At 62.2% G+C, this 18,091-nt stretch carries 18 protein-coding genes; 2 read left to right on the top strand and 16 right to left on the bottom strand.

Annotated features, from left to right (window positions below; all coding sequences use genetic code 11):
- Positions 1-140 precede the first annotated feature (140 nt).
- Both ACS3WB_RS04170 and ACS3WB_RS04165 read right to left on the bottom strand, forming a co-directional pair.
- Positions 141-359 carry a hypothetical protein gene (locus ACS3WB_RS04170; protein WP_438274303.1) on the bottom strand — a complete coding sequence of 73 codons (219 nt, stop codon included), beginning with the start codon at positions 357-359 and terminating at the stop codon, positions 141-143.
- A gap of 16 nt (positions 360-375) precedes the next feature.
- The gene (locus ACS3WB_RS04165) at positions 376-837 is read right to left on the bottom strand and encodes a hypothetical protein (RefSeq protein ID WP_438274302.1); all 462 of its coding nucleotides are present in this window, start codon (positions 835-837) and stop codon (positions 376-378) included.
- 146 nt (positions 838-983) lie between these two features.
- Here ACS3WB_RS04165 and ACS3WB_RS04160 point away from each other — a divergent pair, with 146 nt between their 5' ends.
- Both ACS3WB_RS04160 and ACS3WB_RS04155 read left to right on the top strand, forming a co-directional pair.
- A complete protein-coding gene (locus tag ACS3WB_RS04160; RefSeq protein WP_438274301.1) occupies positions 984-1,232 on the top strand; it encodes a CsbD family protein in 249 nt (82 codons plus the stop codon).
- Between the two features lie 661 nt (positions 1,233-1,893).
- Entirely contained in the window at positions 1,894-2,325 is a 432-nt protein-coding gene (locus tag ACS3WB_RS04155) for a hypothetical protein (protein WP_438274300.1), read from the top strand.
- A gap of 72 nt (positions 2,326-2,397) precedes the next feature.
- On the opposite strand, the gene hemA is transcribed toward ACS3WB_RS04155, so the two are convergent.
- The 14 genes from hemA to bchF are packed head-to-tail and all read right to left on the bottom strand — an operon-like array spanning position 2,398 to position 17,943.
- Positions 2,398-3,609: a 5-aminolevulinate synthase gene (hemA, locus tag ACS3WB_RS04150; protein ID WP_438274299.1), complete on the bottom strand. Its 1,212-nt coding sequence runs from the start codon at positions 3,607-3,609 to the stop codon at positions 2,398-2,400.
- On the bottom strand, positions 3,606-4,619 hold the full coding sequence (puhE, locus tag ACS3WB_RS04145) for a putative photosynthetic complex assembly protein PuhE (protein WP_438274298.1): 1,014 nt from the start codon (positions 4,617-4,619) through the stop codon (positions 3,606-3,608). Before puhE ends, hemA begins: the two co-directional genes overlap by 4 nt.
- A 12-nt stretch (positions 4,620-4,631) precedes the next feature.
- Positions 4,632-5,696, bottom strand: a complete 1,065-nt coding sequence (gene acsF, locus ACS3WB_RS04140; RefSeq protein WP_438274297.1) for a magnesium-protoporphyrin IX monomethyl ester (oxidative) cyclase — start codon at positions 5,694-5,696, stop codon at positions 4,632-4,634.
- Entirely contained in the window at positions 5,693-5,998 is a 306-nt protein-coding gene (locus ACS3WB_RS04135; RefSeq protein WP_438274296.1) for a hypothetical protein, read from the bottom strand. The genes acsF and ACS3WB_RS04135 overlap by 4 nt, the downstream gene beginning before the upstream one ends.
- Positions 5,995-6,453, bottom strand: a complete 459-nt coding sequence (puhC, locus tag ACS3WB_RS04130) for a photosynthetic complex assembly protein PuhC (protein ID WP_438274295.1) — start codon at positions 6,451-6,453, stop codon at positions 5,995-5,997. Before puhC ends, ACS3WB_RS04135 begins: the two co-directional genes overlap by 4 nt.
- Before the next feature lie 10 nt (positions 6,454-6,463).
- Positions 6,464-7,114, bottom strand: a complete 651-nt coding sequence (gene puhB / locus ACS3WB_RS04125; protein WP_438274294.1) for a photosynthetic complex putative assembly protein PuhB — start codon at positions 7,112-7,114, stop codon at positions 6,464-6,466.
- Positions 7,111-7,887 (bottom strand): photosynthetic reaction center subunit H, encoded by a 777-nt coding sequence (gene puhA, locus ACS3WB_RS04120; protein ID WP_438274293.1) that lies wholly within the window; start codon positions 7,885-7,887, stop codon positions 7,111-7,113. The genes puhB and puhA overlap by 4 nt, the downstream gene beginning before the upstream one ends.
- 18 nt (positions 7,888-7,905) lie before the next feature.
- Positions 7,906-9,336: a BCD family MFS transporter gene (locus tag ACS3WB_RS04115; protein WP_438274292.1), complete on the bottom strand. Its 1,431-nt coding sequence runs from the start codon at positions 9,334-9,336 to the stop codon at positions 7,906-7,908.
- A complete protein-coding gene (gene bchM / locus ACS3WB_RS04110) occupies positions 9,333-10,034 on the bottom strand; it encodes a magnesium protoporphyrin IX methyltransferase (protein ID WP_438274291.1) in 702 nt (233 codons plus the stop codon). The genes ACS3WB_RS04115 and bchM overlap by 4 nt, the downstream gene beginning before the upstream one ends.
- Complete coding sequence (gene bchL, locus ACS3WB_RS04105) at positions 10,034-10,942, bottom strand: ferredoxin:protochlorophyllide reductase (ATP-dependent) iron-sulfur ATP-binding protein (protein ID WP_438274290.1); 909 nt, start codon at positions 10,940-10,942, stop codon at positions 10,034-10,036. The genes bchM and bchL overlap by 1 nt, the downstream gene beginning before the upstream one ends.
- Positions 10,939-14,526, bottom strand: coding sequence for a magnesium chelatase subunit H (locus ACS3WB_RS04100; RefSeq protein ID WP_438274289.1), 3,588 nt, complete (start codon positions 14,524-14,526; stop codon positions 10,939-10,941). The genes bchL and ACS3WB_RS04100 overlap by 4 nt, the downstream gene beginning before the upstream one ends.
- A complete protein-coding gene (gene bchB, locus ACS3WB_RS04095) occupies positions 14,501-16,021 on the bottom strand; it encodes a ferredoxin:protochlorophyllide reductase (ATP-dependent) subunit B (protein ID WP_438274288.1) in 1,521 nt (506 codons plus the stop codon). The genes ACS3WB_RS04100 and bchB overlap by 26 nt, the downstream gene beginning before the upstream one ends.
- Entirely contained in the window at positions 16,022-17,293 is a 1,272-nt protein-coding gene (locus ACS3WB_RS04090) for a ferredoxin:protochlorophyllide reductase (ATP-dependent) subunit N (RefSeq protein ID WP_438274287.1), read from the bottom strand.
- A complete protein-coding gene (gene bchF / locus ACS3WB_RS04085) occupies positions 17,290-17,943 on the bottom strand; it encodes a 2-vinyl bacteriochlorophyllide hydratase (protein ID WP_438274286.1) in 654 nt (217 codons plus the stop codon). The genes ACS3WB_RS04090 and bchF overlap by 4 nt, the downstream gene beginning before the upstream one ends.
- Between the last annotated feature and the right edge of the window lie 148 nt (positions 17,944-18,091).

The following is an 18,091-nucleotide window of genomic DNA, read 5'->3' as shown; positions in this document are numbered from 1 at the left end:
ACGCATCGGCACGCGTTTTATCTAACCCGTGCCCGGCGTGTGATTTTCACGCAGGCCGTCGGCCGTTTCAGGAACGGCAGCGACGCTCGACGAACTCGCCCCTTAAATGTTTGCCCCTTTCGGGGCTGCGCCTCGAAGCCTTACGGCGGCAGATCGGCGACGAATCCGGGCGCTTCAAGACCGGAATCGGCAAAGAAGGACAAGATCGCTGCCTGTGACCAGTATTGCTCGATCAGCAATCTGGCGAAACGTTCCTTCTCCCGCGCGAACATCGCCACCAGCGTATCGATGCTGTCCGGTTTCTTTCCAAAAAGGTCGGCGTTCCATGGTTGCTCGTTGAAAAAGTCCTCTTCAAGCACCACCCGTTCCGAAACATCATCGTTCGCCGCACCGCGCCGCGCGCGCACATTCCGAGACTTCGGTGATCAGGGTGAAAAGCCGCGCTTGTTCAATGAGAAGATCCTGCGTCGGGAAAACATTTTCCACCAGCAGGCCCGGAACGAAGTCGCGCGCCAAAGCGGTCGCAAGCTGCATCCAGGCATCCTCAGGCGATCGCGCGGCGATTTTGTAGAAGTCGAACAGCGCCATCCATCGGCCCCGCAATTCCTCGACCTGGGAGTCGTACCATCGCGACCAGACCGAGTGCTCGCCGACCGGCCCGCCCGCTTTTCTGGCCGCGTCGATCCGCGCCAGCAATCCCAGGTCGACCCTCATGGGATCGCTCAACCGTTCGGGAAGGTCGGGCGCGATGTACTCTTCAAGATCGTGAACAAACTCAGTCGCATCGGGATCCGGATAGGACGTCTTGTGTTTTCCGCTTCCAGTCTTCTGCTTCATTCAACGCCTCCCGACGTCACGATCCGGCAACCGCTTTCGCAACCGAAGCAGCAAAATCCGACCTCGCATTCGGGTGCGACCATTTGACCACGGAACAAACATGCAGGGACCGATTTCTCTTTCGCTACCATGGAGGAGGACTAAAAATGGACTGGAATCGGATTGAAGAAAACTGGGATCAGGTCAAGTACAAGGTCAGAGATCAGTGGGGCAAGTTCACATTCGACGACCTTTGGGAAATCGCTGGCAACAAGGAGCAGCTCGAGAAGAAGCTGCAGCAGCGTTACGGGTGGGGAACAGACTTCGCAAAAAAGGCAGTCGACGATTGGTATTCGACGAAGGCCCTGAGCTGGCCTGACAAGTTGAACGAACCGCCCCGCTGGATGGGGTACTGAGCATCTTTCGGCTAAGTGGAACTCCGTTAGCCGGACAATGCTCTTGAGCGATGACCAGCGCATATTCCGATCACAATCGGCTTTTTGATATGCGCTGATGGCGGTTCGGCCGCGTTTTCGTGAATGTGACGTCGCCGCAAGGGGAATATACGCAGCAGGCAGCCAGGTGCAGCGGATGCAGTGCTGTATTATCTCCGGCGGGCGATCGACGACAGCACGCGCCGAAGAAGAATCGATCGACGGTGCGCCGGGGATCTGGTAGCCCCCGGCGTATCCGCGAAAGAGCGCCGCTTCGGGTTTACGGTATATAGCGTTTCCGTGAGCCGGCCCTTCGCGTGTCCATGCCCGCAAAGGCGGTTTTCAAGAAGGTTGGCGCGGAAATCGTGCGGATCGCCACAGGTTGCGTCGATTGGCGATGTCATCCCCGATGCGTTCCCGCCGTCTCCCGTGAGACTGTCCGCTCCACCTTTTTGGCAAGCAAACATTGCGATCTGCACGCGCCAGCGTCAGGGTTGGGGCAGCCAGCGATGGCTTCCCGATCATCCCGCCCAGTTCAACCTGGATAACGCGCGAAGAAGTCTGACGAGAGTTGGAACCGCTATCCTTAGGAACACTACCGCATCAGAGGCGTAGACACTCCGAAACTCTTTTGGAGGATGCCATGAACGGAGATACGCCCCTGAGCTGGCTTATGTTCTTCACCCTGGCTGCAGGCGTCATCGTCGCAGCGGGGTTCTTTCTTGCCTTCCTGCGATCACGTCGCAACCGCGAGGTGGCGGCTTATGCACTCAAGGGTGACGGCACCTCGCGCGGCGTCGAACCCTCCGGCGCAGGCGCGGAACTCTTCGGCCTGCTCGGCGTGGCGCTAATCGGGATGACTCTCTTGACATTCGGATACCGCTCTCATTCGGGAACGGCGGTCTCGGAAGCCACGCAACCCAACAACCAGTTGTCGACCGAGCGGACGGATCCGAACACGCCAAAACCCTATCAACCGCAAAATCCGTCGCCGGATACCCGCAAGGCTCCGACCGGATCTTCGAGCGGATCCGGGCCTGACAGCGGCGGTCATCTGGAAGGCGTCCCGAAGTGACGGACCCCTTCCGTGCGACACCCCACCTTTAAAGACGTCGATCCGGAACTTCTACGTTGGTCCAGACCGGCGTCAGGCCGCACGCGCCAGTCCGACCTCGGCCCAGATCTCGGAAAGCGCAGTCACCAACGCATCGATATCCTCGTCCGAGTGAAACGGCGACGGCGTGATGCGCAGGCGTTCCGTACCACGAGCGACGGTCGGGTAATTGATCGGCTGCACATAGATGCCGTAGCGATCGAGCAAGGTGTCGCTGATCTGCTTGCAGAGCACCGGATCACGCACCATCACGGGCACGATATGGCTTGGATTATCGAGATGCTGCACACCCGCTTGATCCAGCCGGCGCCGCAAGGTGGCGACGCGATCCTGGTGTCGTTCGCGCTCCTGCGAACTTGCCTTCAGATGACGGATGCTGGTCAACGCTCCGGCAGCGACCGCCGGCGGCAATGCGCTGGAGAAGATGAATCCCGAGGCGAAGCTGCGAACGAAGTCGCAGAGGGTGTGAGAGCCTGTGATGTATCCGCCGATCACACCGAACGCCTTGGCGAGCGTTCCTTCGATGACGGTCAGGCGGTCGGTGAGCCGCTCGCGGTCCGAGATGCCGCCGCCGCGCGGCCCGTACAGACCGACGGCATGCACCTCGTCGAGATAAGTCAGCGCGCCATAATCGTCGGCGACATCGCAGATGTCTGCGATCGGCGCGATGTCCCCATCCATCGAATAGACCGACTCGAACGCAACGAGCTTGGGCGCGTCGCGATCGAGGTCGGAGAGCTTGCGCTTCAGATCAGCGACATCGTTGTGCCGAAACACCCGCGTAACGCAACGACTCTGCTTCATGCCTTCGATCATCGAGGCGTGGTTCAATTCGTCCGACAGGATGACGCAGCCGGGCATGCGGGATGCCAGGGTGCTCAGCGTGGTCCAGTTCGAGACATAACCCGAATTGAATAGCAGCGCTGCCTGCTTGCCGTGCAGGTCGGCCAGTTCCGCTTCCAGCAGAACGTGATAGTGGTTGGTGCCGGCGATGTTGCGCGTGCCGCCGGCGCCGGCGCCGCAACGATCGAGCGCTGCATGCATCGCAGCCAGAACCTCCGGATGCTGCCCCATTCCGAGATAGTCGTTCGAGCACCACACTGTCGCTTCGCGCGGGCCGGAAGGCGTGTAATGCGTGGCGCGCGGGAACGAGCCGGCCTTGCGCTCAAGATCGGCGAAAACACGATAGCGGCCCTCGCGGCGGAGACCATCCAATTGGCGGCGGAAATAGTCTTCGTAGTTCATGGCGATCTCCCCTCAGCTGTCCGGTTGAAACTCAACGATGCGTCCTGCTCGGCAACGCCGGCATGCCCCGACACGATCTGGACTGCGCCGGCAGCCTTGCTCTCGCGGTAGGCCTGGCGAAACTGGTCTTCCAGGCGTTGTCGTTCGAGAAAAGCGGCACTTTTTGCAGCCGGTCGTTCTGGCGCCGAGCCGCCGCCGCCAGGAATGACCGCAAGAACCGGCCGTACCGGCGGCTCCGGGACATCCGCGACGGGCTTCTGCGAGCGGACACTCCAGCGCCAGAGGTCGACCACCGGCATCGGAAGGACCATGAACCAGTGTTCGAGCGCTCCCAGCGCAACGAGCGCTGCCAAAAGCGCAAAGCACAGCGCTTCAAAATTCGATCCTGCATCGACCGCGGCGACGGCGAGCCACGCCGCGGCCGCGGTCGCGAGCGTCACCGAGAGCGGAAACAGCGCATTGATCGGCTTGCGCGCAAAATAACTGCGAAGAAAATTAACCTGCGCTGGCATCAGTTCGTCGTTGAGCGTGCGCACGCCGAGGAACAGATTGATCTTGGCGCTCTGCCGCAACAGCAGCATCGCCGCGAATGTCCACCAGCCAAGCTGATTGGGCGCGCCTGACGTCACCAGGAAGACAAGGCCTGCCGTCGCGATCAGGGCAAACTCATGATAGGCGGTCGCCTGAAGCGCAAACCACACGCGATCGCCCTTGGAGCAATCGCGCGGGCAGGGTTCAGGCCGCGGGCCGGTGATCCAGCCTGCCAGCAGCGATATCTCGACCGCGCCCCACAGCAAAATGGCGCAGGTGAAGACGCAATAGGCGCCTGTGTCGCTCGCTATCTGACTGCTGGCGGTGAGTCCCGCGAGCGACGTCACGAACAGAACTGCCGTCCCCGCTTTCAGCACCGCCTCGTGCCGCAACGACAGTCCGACCAGCAACAGCACCGTGCCCGTCGAAAACCACCAAACGAAGAGAACGTAGGGAATTGCGATTGCAAGTACGCCCATGACAGGCTCCCATCACCAAGCAGGTTGAAGCCTGATCTCGCGCGGCAACTCGTTTCTTTTGGCCGGCAGCATGAACAACCGGGCGAAGGCCGTGGCGGCCGCGAGCGGCAGGACGACGCGCTTGAAGCGCGCAGCCAGTCCACCGCGCGCCTTTGCGTCGGCAATCGCTTCAGCATTCTTCCGCAGCCGTTCAAGACCGGCCAGGAAGCGCGGGTCGTCGATATCGAGCAGGACTGGAAACACCTGTCGCGAGATTTCCGAGGTGATCCTGAACACCCGCATATCGTATTCCGTCGGACTTACGCCAAGCGCCGCGTGAAAGGCCGGTCGCATGTGATCACGCACATACATGGTGGCGAACACCGCAAGCAGGAAGAATTTGATCCAGAGCTTGTTGTAACCTCTGAGTAGGCTGGGATCAGCGCGCATCAGCAGCGCAAAGGCTTCGCCATGGCGGAACTCGTCGTTGCACCATCTCTCGAACCACCGAAAGATCGGATGAAACTGCCGGTCCGGATTGCGCTCCATCTCCCGGTAGATCGTGATGTATCGCGCGTAGCCGATCTTTTCCGACAGATAGGTCGCATAGAAGATGAACTTCGGTTTGAAATAGGTGTATTTCTTGACCTTGGTCAGAAAGCCGAGGTCAACCCCGATTCCGTGATCCTTCAGGATCTCGTTGATGAAGCCGGCATGCCGCGCCTCGTCGCGACTCATATAGGTGAACAGCTCGCGAATATCGGGGTTCTTGATGCGCTTCTTGATTTCGGCATAGAGAACGCAGCCGGAAAACTCCGCCGTCAGCGAACTGACCAGAAAGTCCTTGAATTCCTTACGCAGATCGTCCGGCAGTTCGTCGAACCCTTTTTCGAACTCCGTGGTCTTGACGAAATGCTTGCGATTGAAGTCAGCACGCAGATCGGAGAGCACGGCGTCCCATTCACGCCGCACGAGATCGACGTTGAGCCGGTCCATCGCGTCGAAGTCGGTCGTGTAGAAGCGCGGGCTGAGGATGGTGTCCTCGCTCGCCATGTCGGTGCTCGACGATGTCCGGGTCCCGCCTTCGATCGCAATCATGATGCCCTCCCGTCCGAGAAGCTGACTTCGTAGAGTTCAGTGAGTTCGAGATAGCCGGCGACGTATGTCATGAAGCGCTTGAGCGCGCCGGCACGCACGACCGTGGCGGTGCGACGCAATTGGACGCAGTCGCCGAATGCGACCCGGACCGGTGCGCCCTGAATGGTGACCTGATCCCCAGGGCGTATATCGACATCACCGTCGAGGCTGACATGAGCATGAAGGCTTTCACCGGTCTGCTCGATTTCAATGGTGCATTCGACGTCGAAGCGACGGGGTTCCACTCTGCGGAGCAGGGTCATGGCCTGTTACCCCGCATGGCGATCACATGTTCGAAGGCTCCCATGTTGACCGCGCCGAATGCCCCGAGATCGACGCGGCGACCTGTGGCAGGATCTTCGATGGTGGAATGCCCATCCGACCACTTGGCGATAACGAAGGCCGGTTCCGCGTCCACACCGTAGCGCTGGCGGTCGAAGGCGAGACTGCGCAGCACGGTGCGGACGAAGCCGTCGGTCCCTGCCGGTACGATCCCGACGACCGCGCCGCTCCGGGGCGCTATCACCGCAACGCCGCCATCAGCGCGATCCTCGAACCGGACCGATACGCTTTGCACCACCTTTGCGTAATCGGCTCGGACCGTGCCGATGCCCGTCAATCGACTAACGCTAGCGACGACAAGCGAGAATCCGATCAACGCGGCTGCTCCAAGGATCGCCCCGCGAGGAACCATTCTTTCGGCACGGGCTCCGCTCATCATCTCCTCCCTAAGCCGCAGTCGCGACAACAGAGCCCACCTCTGCCGGCTGCGGCACCGGCATTGCGGTAACGACCGGCTCAGGCGCCGGCGAGGACGCGGTTGTCAGCGCCTTTGTCAGAAGATCGGCGACGTTGTGCGCGTCCGGCACGCAGCGAAGCATGGGCTCGACCTTCGTCAGCCGCCACGGTCGCACATGCGGCCACAGCAGCAGAAACGCCAGTCGTTTTTCGCTGACGACGGCAATGGGCAGATCGCCGGTGCCGTCGGCGTATTCCTTCACAGCAGCGCTCGCGATCTGCTTGAAGGGGATGTTGAGCGTCATCGGCAGCACCGCACCGAATTGCAGCAGCAAACGCCGGTTGGTCACGGTGTACCGGGTCGTGCGGCTGTAGAGCAGCGCCAGTCCGCAAAGCAGGACTAGGCCGGCCGCGAGCGGAATGGCCAATCGCGACGCAGCAATCGTGGCATCAATCCACGACCTGCCGTCGGAGAGGTCAATCATGATCCGCGCCGCGAAAAGCAGCGCGAAGTAGATCGCAACCAGCCGGACGTGAAACACCCGGACCGCCAGAGCGCGCGCATCCGGCCGGCCCTGCCAGAGCAGGTTCTCGCCACGAGGCATATCAAGATGATCGAACTGGCCCACCCGGATACTCACAGCAGCGGCTCCTGGCGAGCGGCGATGGCGTACAGATTGCCGCCGCCGAAATAACCGACGATCCTGTCCTCTTCGCGCTTGGTCACCTGATCGGGGTTGGCAAGCACCGGCGCATCCGCGAATTGCCGGCCAAGGATGGACCGAACCAGGACGCTGCCCTCGCCCCAGCGCATCTTGATACGCGCCATGGTCATCGGCACGAGAACGTTGCGGTTGGCGGCTCCCGCGACCTCGACCTCGAGATAGCGGATCAGCATTTCGGCACGGTCGACCCACACATCCCGAACTATGCCGCCGACCTCGCCATCGGCGCCGATCACGGGCATTCCGCGCGGGTCAGGATCACGCTGCTCGATCACGATCGTGGACTCGACGCGCAGCGGCACGATCGCCGGGACGTCGTCCATCGAGAGTTCGGGGACGTCCTCGCGATCGGCATAGGAGGCAGGGCCGACGCCGTCGAGCATTGGATTACCCGTCGGCACATAGGGCGATCCCGGCCAGGGCGCCATCGGCGTGACCGGCGCATCGCGCCGATCGTTTTTCCAGTTCGGCACGGTCGCGGTGTGACCGTGGCGAAGCAGGTACTTCTTGAGGCCGGGAAAGGAGGGGAAGCCGACGCCACTGCGGCGGCCACCATCCTCATATTGCAGCGGATAGCCTTCGCGCTTGTCTTCGCGCCGCAGATAGAAGATCAGGCAGCCGAAGAAGATCCAGAACGCGTACAGTGTGACCTGCGCGACATCCACATAACCGGTAAGATCTGAGTGCATGACGTCCTCCCGAATGAATTAGCCTGGAAATTCCGCAATGCCGAATTCGGACTTTTGCTGTGGCGCAGGATGCCCCGACCGCACCAAGGGCCCGATCACGGCGAGCGTTGCGAACAGAAGTGCGATCTCGATGTGATAGACGATGCTGTAGCCGGTCGCGGGATTGGCGAGCGCCACGCCAAAATGACCTTCTCCTGCAAGTGCCGACATCACGTCACGAATGGCGCCGCCACCGGCGATCGCTGTTCCCGCCGCTGTCGCCTGCACAGCGCCCCAGGTGCCGAGCGCAAGACCGCTCGCACCATCCCGCGCCAGAGCCATTGCGGCCGTCAGCGTTCCGACGGCAAACAGCCCGCCCCCAAAGCCGATCAGCGTCGTGCCGATCCGGAAAAGCAAGGGTGACATCATCGGTGCAGAAAAGATCACGGAGGAGAATGCAATAAGGCCGACCAACGCGCCGATGGCGGCGATCCGATACGGATCCGATCCATTGCCGAGACGCCGCGCGGAGATGGCAAAGCCGGTCAGCGTGCCAGCGGCAAACAATGCGGTAAGCCCCGTGGTCTCGCCGACGGTGAGATGCAATATCTCGGCGCCATAGGGCTCGAGCAGGATGTCCTGCATGGTGAAGCCGGCGGTACCGAGGGCGACCGCCAGAAGCACGCGAGATGAGCCGCCCGCTTCCTGAAACTTCTGCCAGGACTCCTGGAAGCGCGGTCGCTCGATTGCCGCCGAAGTCCGTGACGGATCGCGTGCCTCCTGCTTCCACAACGCGATGATATTGAGCACCATCTCGGTCAAGGCTGCGCCCTGCACCACCTGGATCAGGCGCATCTCGCTGAAGTTGGCCAGAAGCGCTCCGAAGAGAAGCGCGCTTGCCATCATGCCCAGCATGAGCATGACATAAAGGAAGGCCACCACGCGCGGACGCGAACGCTCGGGCGCGATGTCGGTCGCGAGAGAAAGTCCGGCCGTCTGCGTGGTGTGCAAGCCGGCGCCTACCAGCAGGAACGCAATCGCCGCCCCGATCCGCCCGGCGATAACCTGTCCGGCCGCGTCGCCCGACAGCACCAGCAACGCGAAGGGCATGATCGCAAGGCCGCCGAACTGCAACAGCGTGCCGATCCAGATGTAGGGCACACGACGCCAGCCGAGCACCGAGCGATGATGGTCCGACCGGAAGCCGATCAGCACGCGCAGCGGTGCGAAAACCAGCGGCAGGGCGACCATCAGGGCCACCAGCCAGCTCGGCACGCCGAGCTCGACGATCATCACGCGATTCAGCGTTCCGTTCAGCAACACCACGGATATGCCGACCGACACCTGGAACAGAGACAGGCGCATCAACCGCGGCAACGGAAGCTCGCTCGTGGCCGCGTCTGCAAAAGGCAGGAATCGCGATCCCAGTCGCATCCAGCCTTGCGCAAGCGATGGTACGGCCCTTGTCATCGTCGCAGCAGCTCCAATGCGTGGGACTTGTAGAAGCCGCTGGTGACGCGGTGGCTTCTCTCGAACGACCAATCATCGAGATCCGCATGTTCGGTAATCAGCTTCTTGAGATATCGCTCGCTGACCGGCTCGATCGCAGGCGCACGGTTCTCGCGGGGAAACGCGCGTCCGACCGTATGCATGAACGTCAGCGCCGGCGTCCTTGGCGCAAAGGTCACGAGCAGCGAGTGCAGCGTCCGCGTCGCAAGGCCTGCGAAAATCCGCACCATGTCATCCGGGCGATAATGGATGACGGAGTCCATCGCGACGACGAAATCAAATTTGCCGAAGCTCGGATCCAGCATGTCGCCGGCGACGAAACGAATGGCGCCGGGACTGATGTCGGCGGGAAGCCTGCCGCCCGCGATCTGTATCAGGCTCGGCGAGATGTCGACGGCAACGACATTCGCGCCGCGACGCGCGGCATCGATCGATAACGCGCCGGTCCCGCAGCCGGCATCGAGCAGGCGTGCGCCGCTCATATCCTCCGGCAGCCAGGACAGAAGTGTCCGCCGCATCTCGTCACGGCCGGCGCGGACCGTGGCGCGGATGCGTCCGACCGGCGCCTCCGACGTCAGCCGAGTCCAGGCCGCGACCGCCGTACGATCGAAATAGGTTTCCAGTTCGCTACGCCGCTCAAGATAATGTACGGTGGTCATCAGTCGAACCCCAACAAGTCAAAGATGTCGCGATCTTTCAGCGGGACGGCGTTCAACGGCTCCGCCCCTGCCAGCAAAGAAGCAGCGAGCCGCAGATATTCGTTCTGCACGGCCTCGACCTCCGGGGACGGCTCCATCTCGAACAACGTCGATTTCTTCAGGCGACTCTTGCGGACGACATCAAGATCCGGAAAGTGCGCGACCGTCTTCAGCCCCGTCCTTTCGTTGAACTTGTCGACCTGATCGGTACCGTCGCTGCGGTTGACGATGACCCCGCCGAGCCGGACCGGATAATTGCGCGACTTGGCCTGGATCGCGGCCACGATTCGGTTCATCGCGAAGATCGAATCAAAGTCGTTCGCCGCGACGATCAGCGCGCGGTCAGCATGCTGCAGAGGCGACGCAAACCCGCCGCAAACGACGTCGCCGAGCACATCGAAGATCACGATGTCGGTGTCCTCGAGGAGGTGATGTTCCTTCAGGAGCTTGACGGTCTGGCCGACGACATAGCCGCCGCAGCCCGTTCCCGCCGGCGGCCCGCCGGCCTCGACGCACATCACACCGTTGTACCCGCGATAAACAAAATCGTCGGGGCGCAATTCCTCGGCGTGGAAATTCACCTGCTCGAGGACGTCGATTACGGTCGGCACGAGGCGTTTGGTGAGCGTGAAGGTCGAGTCGTGCTTGGGGTCGCAGCCGATCTGAAGCACGCGCTTGCCAAGCTTGGAGAAGGCAACCGACAGGTTCGACGAGGTCGTGCTCTTGCCGATGCCGCCCTTGCCATAGACCGAAAAGACCTTCGCCGTTCCGATGACCAGGTTAGGATCCATCTGAACCTGCACGCTGCCGGCGCCGTCGGGGCGACGGATCGGCGCGGTCGCAACAGGTTGCCGGACTGGAATGTTCATGCTGCTACTCCCACGCCTTCGAGGCGATCTTCGAACTGCTCTCCCGCCTTGCGCAGGATTTCGAGCATGGCCTGGTCGGGTGACCAGTAATTTCGCTCATGTGCTTCGATCAGGCGGTTCGCGATCTTGGCCGAAGCTGCGGGGTTCAGCGCGAGAAGGCGCTCGCGCATGGCTTCATCCAGCACATAAGTCGTGGTGATCTGCTGGTAGACCCAAGGTGCGACCTGTCCCGTGGTGGCGGACCAGCCGACGGTGTTGGTGACATGCGATTCGATCTGGCGGACGCCCTCGTAGCCGTGCGCGAGCAGCGCCTCGTACCATTTCGGATTGAGCGTCCGCGTGCGCGTCTCCAGCGCGATCTGTTCGGAGAGCGTGCGAACGGTGCCCTCCCCCCTGGTCTGGTCACCGATATAGACCGGCGCCGCTTCACCGCGCGCCCGCTTCACCGCGCGGCTGATGCCGCCGAGCGTATCGAAGTAGTGGTCGACAGTCGTGACACCGAGTTCGATGGAATCGATGTTCTGATAGGCGGCATCGACGCCGGCCAGAACGTGGCCGAGCAATGCGTCGCGGCGAACCGGGCGGCCGTCCGTGCCATAGGCAAAGCCTTTTCGCCGCGTATAGGCCTCGGCGAGTTCCTGCTCGTCGGTCCAGGCGCCGCAATCGATCAGATGATTGACGTTGGCGCCATAGGCGCCCTCGGCATTGCCGAAGACGCGCAGTGCGGCCTCTCTGATATCGCCACCCTGCTTGGCCTGATAATCAAGCGCATGCTTGCGGACGAAATTCTGCTCGATGGGTTCGTTCGCCTCGGCAGCGAGCAATGCCGCCTCGGCCAGCAACTTCGTCTGCAACGGCATCAGGTCCCGGAAGATGCCTGACAGGGTCATGACGACATCGATGCGCGGCCGGCCCAGTTGCTCGAGCGGAATCAGTTGCGCTCCGGCAAGCCGGCCATAGCTGTCGCGGCGGGGCTCGGCGCCAAGCAGCCACAGCGCCTGCGCGATCGGCGCCCCTTCGGTCTTGAGATTGTCGGTACCCCACAACACCAGCGCTACGGTTTCCGGCACTGTTCCCGCTTCGCCAGCGTAACGTGCGAGCAGGCGCTCGACCTGCCGTGCCCCATCCAGCACCGCAAACGCGCTCGGGATGCGGAACGGATCGAAACCGTGCAGATTGCGCCCCGTCGGCAGCACATCGACATTGCGCAGAAGGTCTCCGCCGGCCACCGGATGGATATATCCACCATCGAGCGCGTGGATGAGGGCGGGCGTTTCGTGGTCCTCGGCCAGTATCTTGTCGAGCGAAGCCCGTCGCTCTTTATCGGTGACGCCCGCGGCGTCCAGCATGTCCGCGCGCTCCGTCTCCGAGGGCGGCGCTCCAACGACATGCAGTCCGTGCGGTATCAGAGAGTATTCGAGCTCGATCACGGCGTTGGCGAGTTCCGAAATGCGCTTGGCCGCAGTTTGTCCCCAGAGGGGCTCCGCCTCGGCAAGATCGACCGCGGCGGCCTGAGCCTGGATGAGCGCGAGTGCGTCGGCGCGCTCGCTTTCCCTTGCCTCCGGCTCCATGGCGCGCCAGCTATCAAGCGAAGCCTTCAGATCGGCAAGTCCCTTATAGAGGCCCGCTTTCGCGATCGCCGGCGTCAGGTAGCTGATGAGCGTTGCCGACCCGCGGCGCTTGGCCAGCGTCCCTTCCGAGGGATTGTTGGAAGCATAGAGATAGAAATTTGGCAGGTCATCGATCAGACGATCGGGCCAACAATCGCCGGAAAGGCCGACCTGCTTGCCGGGCATGAACTCGAGCGCACCATGGGTGCCAAAATGCAGAACCGCGTTCGCGCCAAAGTCCTCCCGGATCCAGCGATAGAAGGCCGCGAACGCATGGGTCGGCGCAAAGCCGCGCTCGAACAGCAGCCGCATCGGATCCCCTTCATATCCGAAAGCCGGTTGCAGGCCGACAAAGAGATTGCCGAACCGTTCTCCGAGCACCAGCAGATGGCTGCCATCGGTCTGATGCCTGCCCGGTGCGGCGCCCCACTGCGTTTCGATTTCCGGAAGCCAGCGCTCGCGGCGCACGTAATCGTCGACCGGAATGCGCGCGGAGACGTTCGCGTCGGTTCCGAACCGCTGTGCATTCCCCTTCAAGACACGCGCGCGAAGCTCGTCCACTGTCGCCGGGACATCGACCCCGTACCCGGCTGCCTTGAGAGCAGTCATCGTGTTGTGCAGCGACTGGAACACCGAGAGATAGGCGGCCGTTCCGGCGCTGCCGCCGTTCGGCGGGAAGTTGAACAGCACGACCGCCAGCTTGCGTTCGGCACGCGCACTCCTGCGAAGCGCCACCAGCCGGGACACGCGTGCCGCCAGCATGGCCGCCCGTTCCGGCACCACGACCATGTCGCGGCCGGCATCGACGATGGAAGATCGTCCTCCGAAGGTCATCGGCGCGATCGCGCCATCGAGCTCCGGGATCGCCACCATCATCGTAGCTTCCACAGGCGTCAGGCCGCGAGAATCCTCGCGCCATTGCTCGACGGTCTGGAATTCCAGCGGGTGCGCGGCAATATAGGGAACATCAAGTTGCGCCAGCATGGTCTCGGCGGCACGGACGTCGTTGTAGGCAGGACCGCCGACAAGGGAGAAGCCGGTCAGGGAGAGCACCGCGTCCACCGTCGCCACGCCGTCCCGGATGAAGTACTGCTCGATCGCCGGACGGGAATCGAGACCGCTGGCGAAGGCAGTAATGACGCGAAGTCCCTTTGCCTCGAGCGCGTCAAGGACTCCGTCATAATGCGCGGTATTGCCGGCGAGCAGATAGGATCGCATAACCAGGACGCCAACCTGTCCCGTGGCGCGGGGCGACGGCGGCAACTCTTCGATGCGTGACACAATCCTGTTCGCGAGCTTGTGGTGATAGAGCCCAAGCTCCGGATAGACGACTGGGTCCGCGCCCTGGACCTTTCCGCGCAAGGACGAACGTGCACCATCGGCATACCGGCCGATCAAAAATTTCACCAGGCTGGCGAAATTCTGTTCCGATCCTGCAAGCCAATATTGCAGCGTCAGGAAATAGGCGCGCAAATCCTGCGCCGTACCCGGGATGAAGCGGAGCAGCCGCGGCATCTGCCGCAGCATCTTCATCTGGCTCGCGCCACTGGAATTGCCGGTGCGGCTGACGCGCAGCCGCTTCAGCAGAGATATCATGCCGCCGCTGGAGCCGGACATCGTCAGGCGGCCGAGCCGGGTCAACCGCACCACCTCGCCGGCCGACAGGCAGCCGATCATGGCGTCGCAATGCTCGCGGCGGGCGGCGAGCGCGGGCAGGACCGCCTGAATATGCTCATCCAGAAACAGCATCGTTGCGATAACGATGTCGCCGTGCGCGATGTCCTCCCGGCATTGCTCCAGCGACGCCGGATTGCAGTTCCATTCGTCGGCTGCGTGGATCGCGAGATCGAGCCCGGGCAATTCTGCACTCAGGGCCGTTCGCGCGCGCGACGCTGCGGACGCCAGATGGCTGTCCATCGTCACGATGACGACCCGGATGGGTGTCCTGTCAGCGGCCGAAATGCGCTTTGGCATCGTACAAAGTCTCGAGTGTGATCAAGCCGACATTGCGCTCCTGCGCGAAGCGCTCCGTGTTGCGACGCGCCTTGCCGCGCACGAAGAAAGGAATCTTGTGAAGCTCTTGCTCCGCCTCGGCCGACCAGGCGGCACCCGCAAGCGCCTGCGGCAACTCGATCGGGCCGCCGAGATGCGACGGAGCTGTGTCGTTGAATTCTGCGTCGTCGCGGAACATCCCGAGCAGATGCTCTTCGAGTCCCATCATCAGCGGATGAACCCAGGTGTCGAAGATCACGTTGGCGCCTTCGAAGCCCATCTGCGGTGAGTAGCGCGCCGGAAAATCCTGAACATGCGTCGGCGCGGAGATGACGGCGCAGGGAATGCCGAGCCGCTTGGCGATATGGCGTTCCATCTGAGTGCCGAGCACAAGTTCGGGCTGCAGTTCGGCAACCTTCGCTTCGACCTCGAGATAGTCATCGGTAATAAGCGCCTCGATGCCGTAGGAATCCGCCGCCTCGCGAACGTCGCGGGCGAATTCGCGGCTGTAGCTGCCGAGGCCCACGAGCTTGAAGCCCAGTTCCTTCGTCGCGACCCGTGCCGCAGCGATGGCGTGCGTGGCATCCCCGAACACGAAGACGCGCTTGTCGGTAAGATAGGTCGAATCGACGGAGCGCGCGTACCAGGACGAACGCTGCTCCGCGTTCACCTCCGCTGATGCCGGATCGATGCCGGCGAGCTTGGCCACTTCTTCAATGAATTGCCGGGTCGCAGCCGCGCCGATCGGCACGGTTTTCGTATAGGGCTGGTTGAAATTCCGCTGCAACCACTGCGCCGTCGTCAGCGCAATTTCGGGATACAATACGATGTTGAAATCAGCCTCGGGCAAGCGCGCGATATCGGCGGGGGTCGCATTCCAGGGCGCGACAACGCCGATGTCGATGCCTAAATCCACAATCAACTTGGTCACTTCCGCGAGATCATCGCGGTGACGGAACCCCAGTGCCGTCGGACCAAGCAGATTGCAGACTGCGCGTACACTTTTTGCTCGCGGGTCAGAGGGATCTTCCCGGAGAGGATTGGCAAGCGTACGCACAATTCGATAAAGCGTCTCCGATGCCCCCCAGTTCTCCTTGCGCTGGTACGAGGGCAATTCCAGCGGCACGATCGGAATCGGCAGGTTCAGCGCTTGCGCCAGACCGGCGGGATCATCCTGGATCAATTCTGCGGTGCAGGACGCCCCCACGAGCATCGCGTCCGGTGTGAAGCGCGCGTAGGCATCGCGCATGGCTGCCTGCAGCAAGTCCGCCGTGTCGCCGCCAAGATCGCGAGCCTGGAACGTCGTGTAGGTGACGGGCGGGCGGCGGTCACGCCGCTCGATCATGGTGAACAGCAGGTCGGCGTAGGTGTCCCCCTGCGGCGCGTGCAGGACATAATGGACTCCGCGCATGGCGGTGGCGATCCGCATCGCGCCGACATGGGGAGGCCCCTCATATGTCCAGACCGTGAGCTGCATCTAAGCCACCAACCTTGAGCGGCGGATCAAGGAACGTGCGAACAGCTCAGCGAGATCACCCGCTTGCTCGTAGCCCTGGATCGGCGTGAAAATGAGTTCGATCGACCACTTCGTGGCAATGCCCTCGGCCTCCAGCGGATTGGCCAGACCGAGACCGCAGACAACGAGGTCGGGAGCCGCCTCGCGGCAGCGGTCGAGTTGACGGTCGACGTCCTGTCCTTCGCTAAGACGGACGCCCGCGGGAAGCAGCGCGAGTTCATCCGCAAGATGATCGCGATGCAGATATGGCGTACCGATTTCGACGATATCCATGCCAAGCTCACGCGCCAGAAAGCGCGCGACGGGAATCTCGATCTGCGAGTCAGGAAAGAGGAAGATGCGCTTGCCCGCGAGCTGCGACCTGTAACGCCCGACGGCGCGATCGGCCCGTGCGCAGAGCGGAGCGGTTACAGCATCCAGATGTCTGGTGCGGACACCGAATTGCGCGGCGGCAGCGCGAAGCCAAGCTGTCGTACCTTCGCTCCCGAGCGGAAACGGCGCCGCGATCCGCCGACAGCCGCGCTCTTCCAGCGCGTGCGCGGTTTCGCACAGGAACGGTTGAGCCAGCAGGTAGGACGTATTCGGTCCCACAGCCGGCAACTCGGACGAACGCCGCGGCGGCAGAAACGAGACGGAAAGGATTCCAAGCTCGGCGAACAGCCGGCGGAACTGATCCTCCACAACGTCAGCCAGCGCCCCGACGATTAACAGCGTCGGCGGAGACTTCGAATTGGCCTCGGGCAGAACCGGCACGAGGGAGGCAAGGCAGGCGTCCTCACCCTGGGTAAAAGTCGTCTCGATCCCGCTGCCGGAATAATTGAGCACGCGCACATCCGGCATAAACCGCTGCGAGAGCCGCAGGGCAGCGCGCGACAAATCGAGCTTGATCACTTCAGACGGACAGGAGCCGACCAGAAACAGCAGCTTGATGTCGGGGCGGCGTGCCAGTAGTTGCGCAACGATGCGGTCGAGCTCGTCATTGGCATCGACGAGGCCGGCAAGATCGCGCTCCTCCATGATCGCCGTCGCAAATCGCGGCTCGGCGAAGATCATCACGCCAGCCGCCGATTGAATCAGGTGCGCGCAGGTTCTGGAGCCCACGACCAGGAAAAACGCATCCTGAATCTTGCGATGCAGCCAGACAATGCCGGTGAGCCCGCAAAATACTTCCCGCTGGCCACGTTCGCGCAGAACATTGTCACCGAAGGAACAGGGCTGGGCGCGCGTATTCATTTGACCTCCTCGACGGCAAACTGTGCCGTCAGTCGTCCGGCCTGATCTTGCAGGCGCGCGGCGCGGAACTTGAGGAGGAACTGGGTGGCGTTGATCGCATAGGAGGCATAGGCCGCGAGCGCGAGCATCATCTGCTGCTGCGGGCTGCCGATGTCGCCGATGATCGCGGCGAGATAGGCTGTGTGTAGGGCCAGCACCAGCATGCTGAACACGTCTTCCCAGAAGAAGGCGCGCGCAAAAAGGTAGCGACCGAACACAACGCGCTCCCAGATCGAGCCCGTGATCATGATTGCGTAGAGCAGCAACGTCTTGATTACGACGGAGCAGGTGGCGATCCAGAATCCCTCGCCGGTTGCGAGATAGCGCAGCACCAGACCGAGACTGATCGCGAAGGCAAGAAACTGAATGGGTGCCAGAATGCCTTGCACCCGGGTCCAGGACGTCTCATCGCGGCGACGTTTCTCTTCGGCCGAATAAAGCGGACGCAGCGCACGCTTCACCTGCCGCGACCGCGGCTCGCCGAAAGCAGCGACGTTTTGGCGGCGCATGGGATCGGTCAAAAATGTGAACTTACCATCACAGCAATAGTAAAGTTTGTTTGACAATCCGCTGAGCGAGTGATGCGATGGTGTGGGACCAGGCAGCACCATCAGATCATCCGGGCCGGCAGTATCGGCTTGCGATCGATTGGCCCTCGGATGGTGCATCGCTTGACCCCTGAAGTGCGAGCCCGATGCGTAGAAGGTAACTCCCCCCACGAAGAGTGTCAATAAAAACTTACGTCAATACTTCTTGACG

The organism is Nitrobacter sp. (genome assembly GCF_051535215.1).
GTDB lineage: Bacteria > Pseudomonadota > Alphaproteobacteria > Rhizobiales > Xanthobacteraceae > Nitrobacter.
The sequence above is the reverse complement of the archived record's forward strand: the minus strand, read 5'-3'. Positions and strand labels throughout refer to the sequence as shown.

What these genes read in the sequence shown, in the direction of transcription:
- ACS3WB_RS04155 (WP_438274300.1), top strand. Translation starts at nt 1,894, where the DNA reads ATGAACGGAGATACGCCCCTGAGCTGGCTTATGTTCTTCACCCTGGCT.
- ACS3WB_RS04115 (WP_438274292.1), bottom strand. Translation starts at nt 9,336, where the DNA reads ATGACAAGGGCCGTACCATCGCTTGCGCAAGGCTGGATGCGACTGGGA.
- ACS3WB_RS04100 (WP_438274289.1), bottom strand. Translation starts at nt 14,526, where the DNA reads ATGCCAAAGCGCATTTCGGCCGCTGACAGGACACCCATCCGGGTCGTC.
- acsF (WP_438274297.1), bottom strand. Translation starts at nt 5,696, where the DNA reads ATGATTGCGATCGAAGGCGGGACCCGGACATCGTCGAGCACCGACATG.
- bchB (WP_438274288.1), bottom strand. Translation starts at nt 16,021, where the DNA reads ATGCAGCTCACGGTCTGGACATATGAGGGGCCTCCCCATGTCGGCGCG.
- bchL (WP_438274290.1), bottom strand. Translation starts at nt 10,942, where the DNA reads ATGAACATTCCAGTCCGGCAACCTGTTGCGACCGCGCCGATCCGTCGC.
- ACS3WB_RS04160 (WP_438274301.1), top strand. Translation starts at nt 984, where the DNA reads ATGGACTGGAATCGGATTGAAGAAAACTGGGATCAGGTCAAGTACAAG.
- hemA (WP_438274299.1), bottom strand. Translation starts at nt 3,609, where the DNA reads ATGAACTACGAAGACTATTTCCGCCGCCAATTGGATGGTCTCCGCCGC.
- ACS3WB_RS04090 (WP_438274287.1), bottom strand. Translation starts at nt 17,293, where the DNA reads ATGAATACGCGCGCCCAGCCCTGTTCCTTCGGTGACAATGTTCTGCGC.
- puhA (WP_438274293.1), bottom strand. Translation starts at nt 7,887, where the DNA reads ATGCACTCAGATCTTACCGGTTATGTGGATGTCGCGCAGGTCACACTG.
- bchF (WP_438274286.1), bottom strand. Translation starts at nt 17,943, where the DNA reads ATGGTGCTGCCTGGTCCCACACCATCGCATCACTCGCTCAGCGGATTG.
- ACS3WB_RS04135 (WP_438274296.1), bottom strand. Translation starts at nt 5,998, where the DNA reads ATGACCCTGCTCCGCAGAGTGGAACCCCGTCGCTTCGACGTCGAATGC.
- puhE (WP_438274298.1), bottom strand. Translation starts at nt 4,619, where the DNA reads ATGGGCGTACTTGCAATCGCAATTCCCTACGTTCTCTTCGTTTGGTGG.
- ACS3WB_RS04165 (WP_438274302.1), bottom strand. Translation starts at nt 837, where the DNA reads ATGAAGCAGAAGACTGGAAGCGGAAAACACAAGACGTCCTATCCGGAT.
- puhC (WP_438274295.1), bottom strand. Translation starts at nt 6,453, where the DNA reads ATGAGCGGAGCCCGTGCCGAAAGAATGGTTCCTCGCGGGGCGATCCTT.
- bchM (WP_438274291.1), bottom strand. Translation starts at nt 10,034, where the DNA reads ATGACCACCGTACATTATCTTGAGCGGCGTAGCGAACTGGAAACCTAT.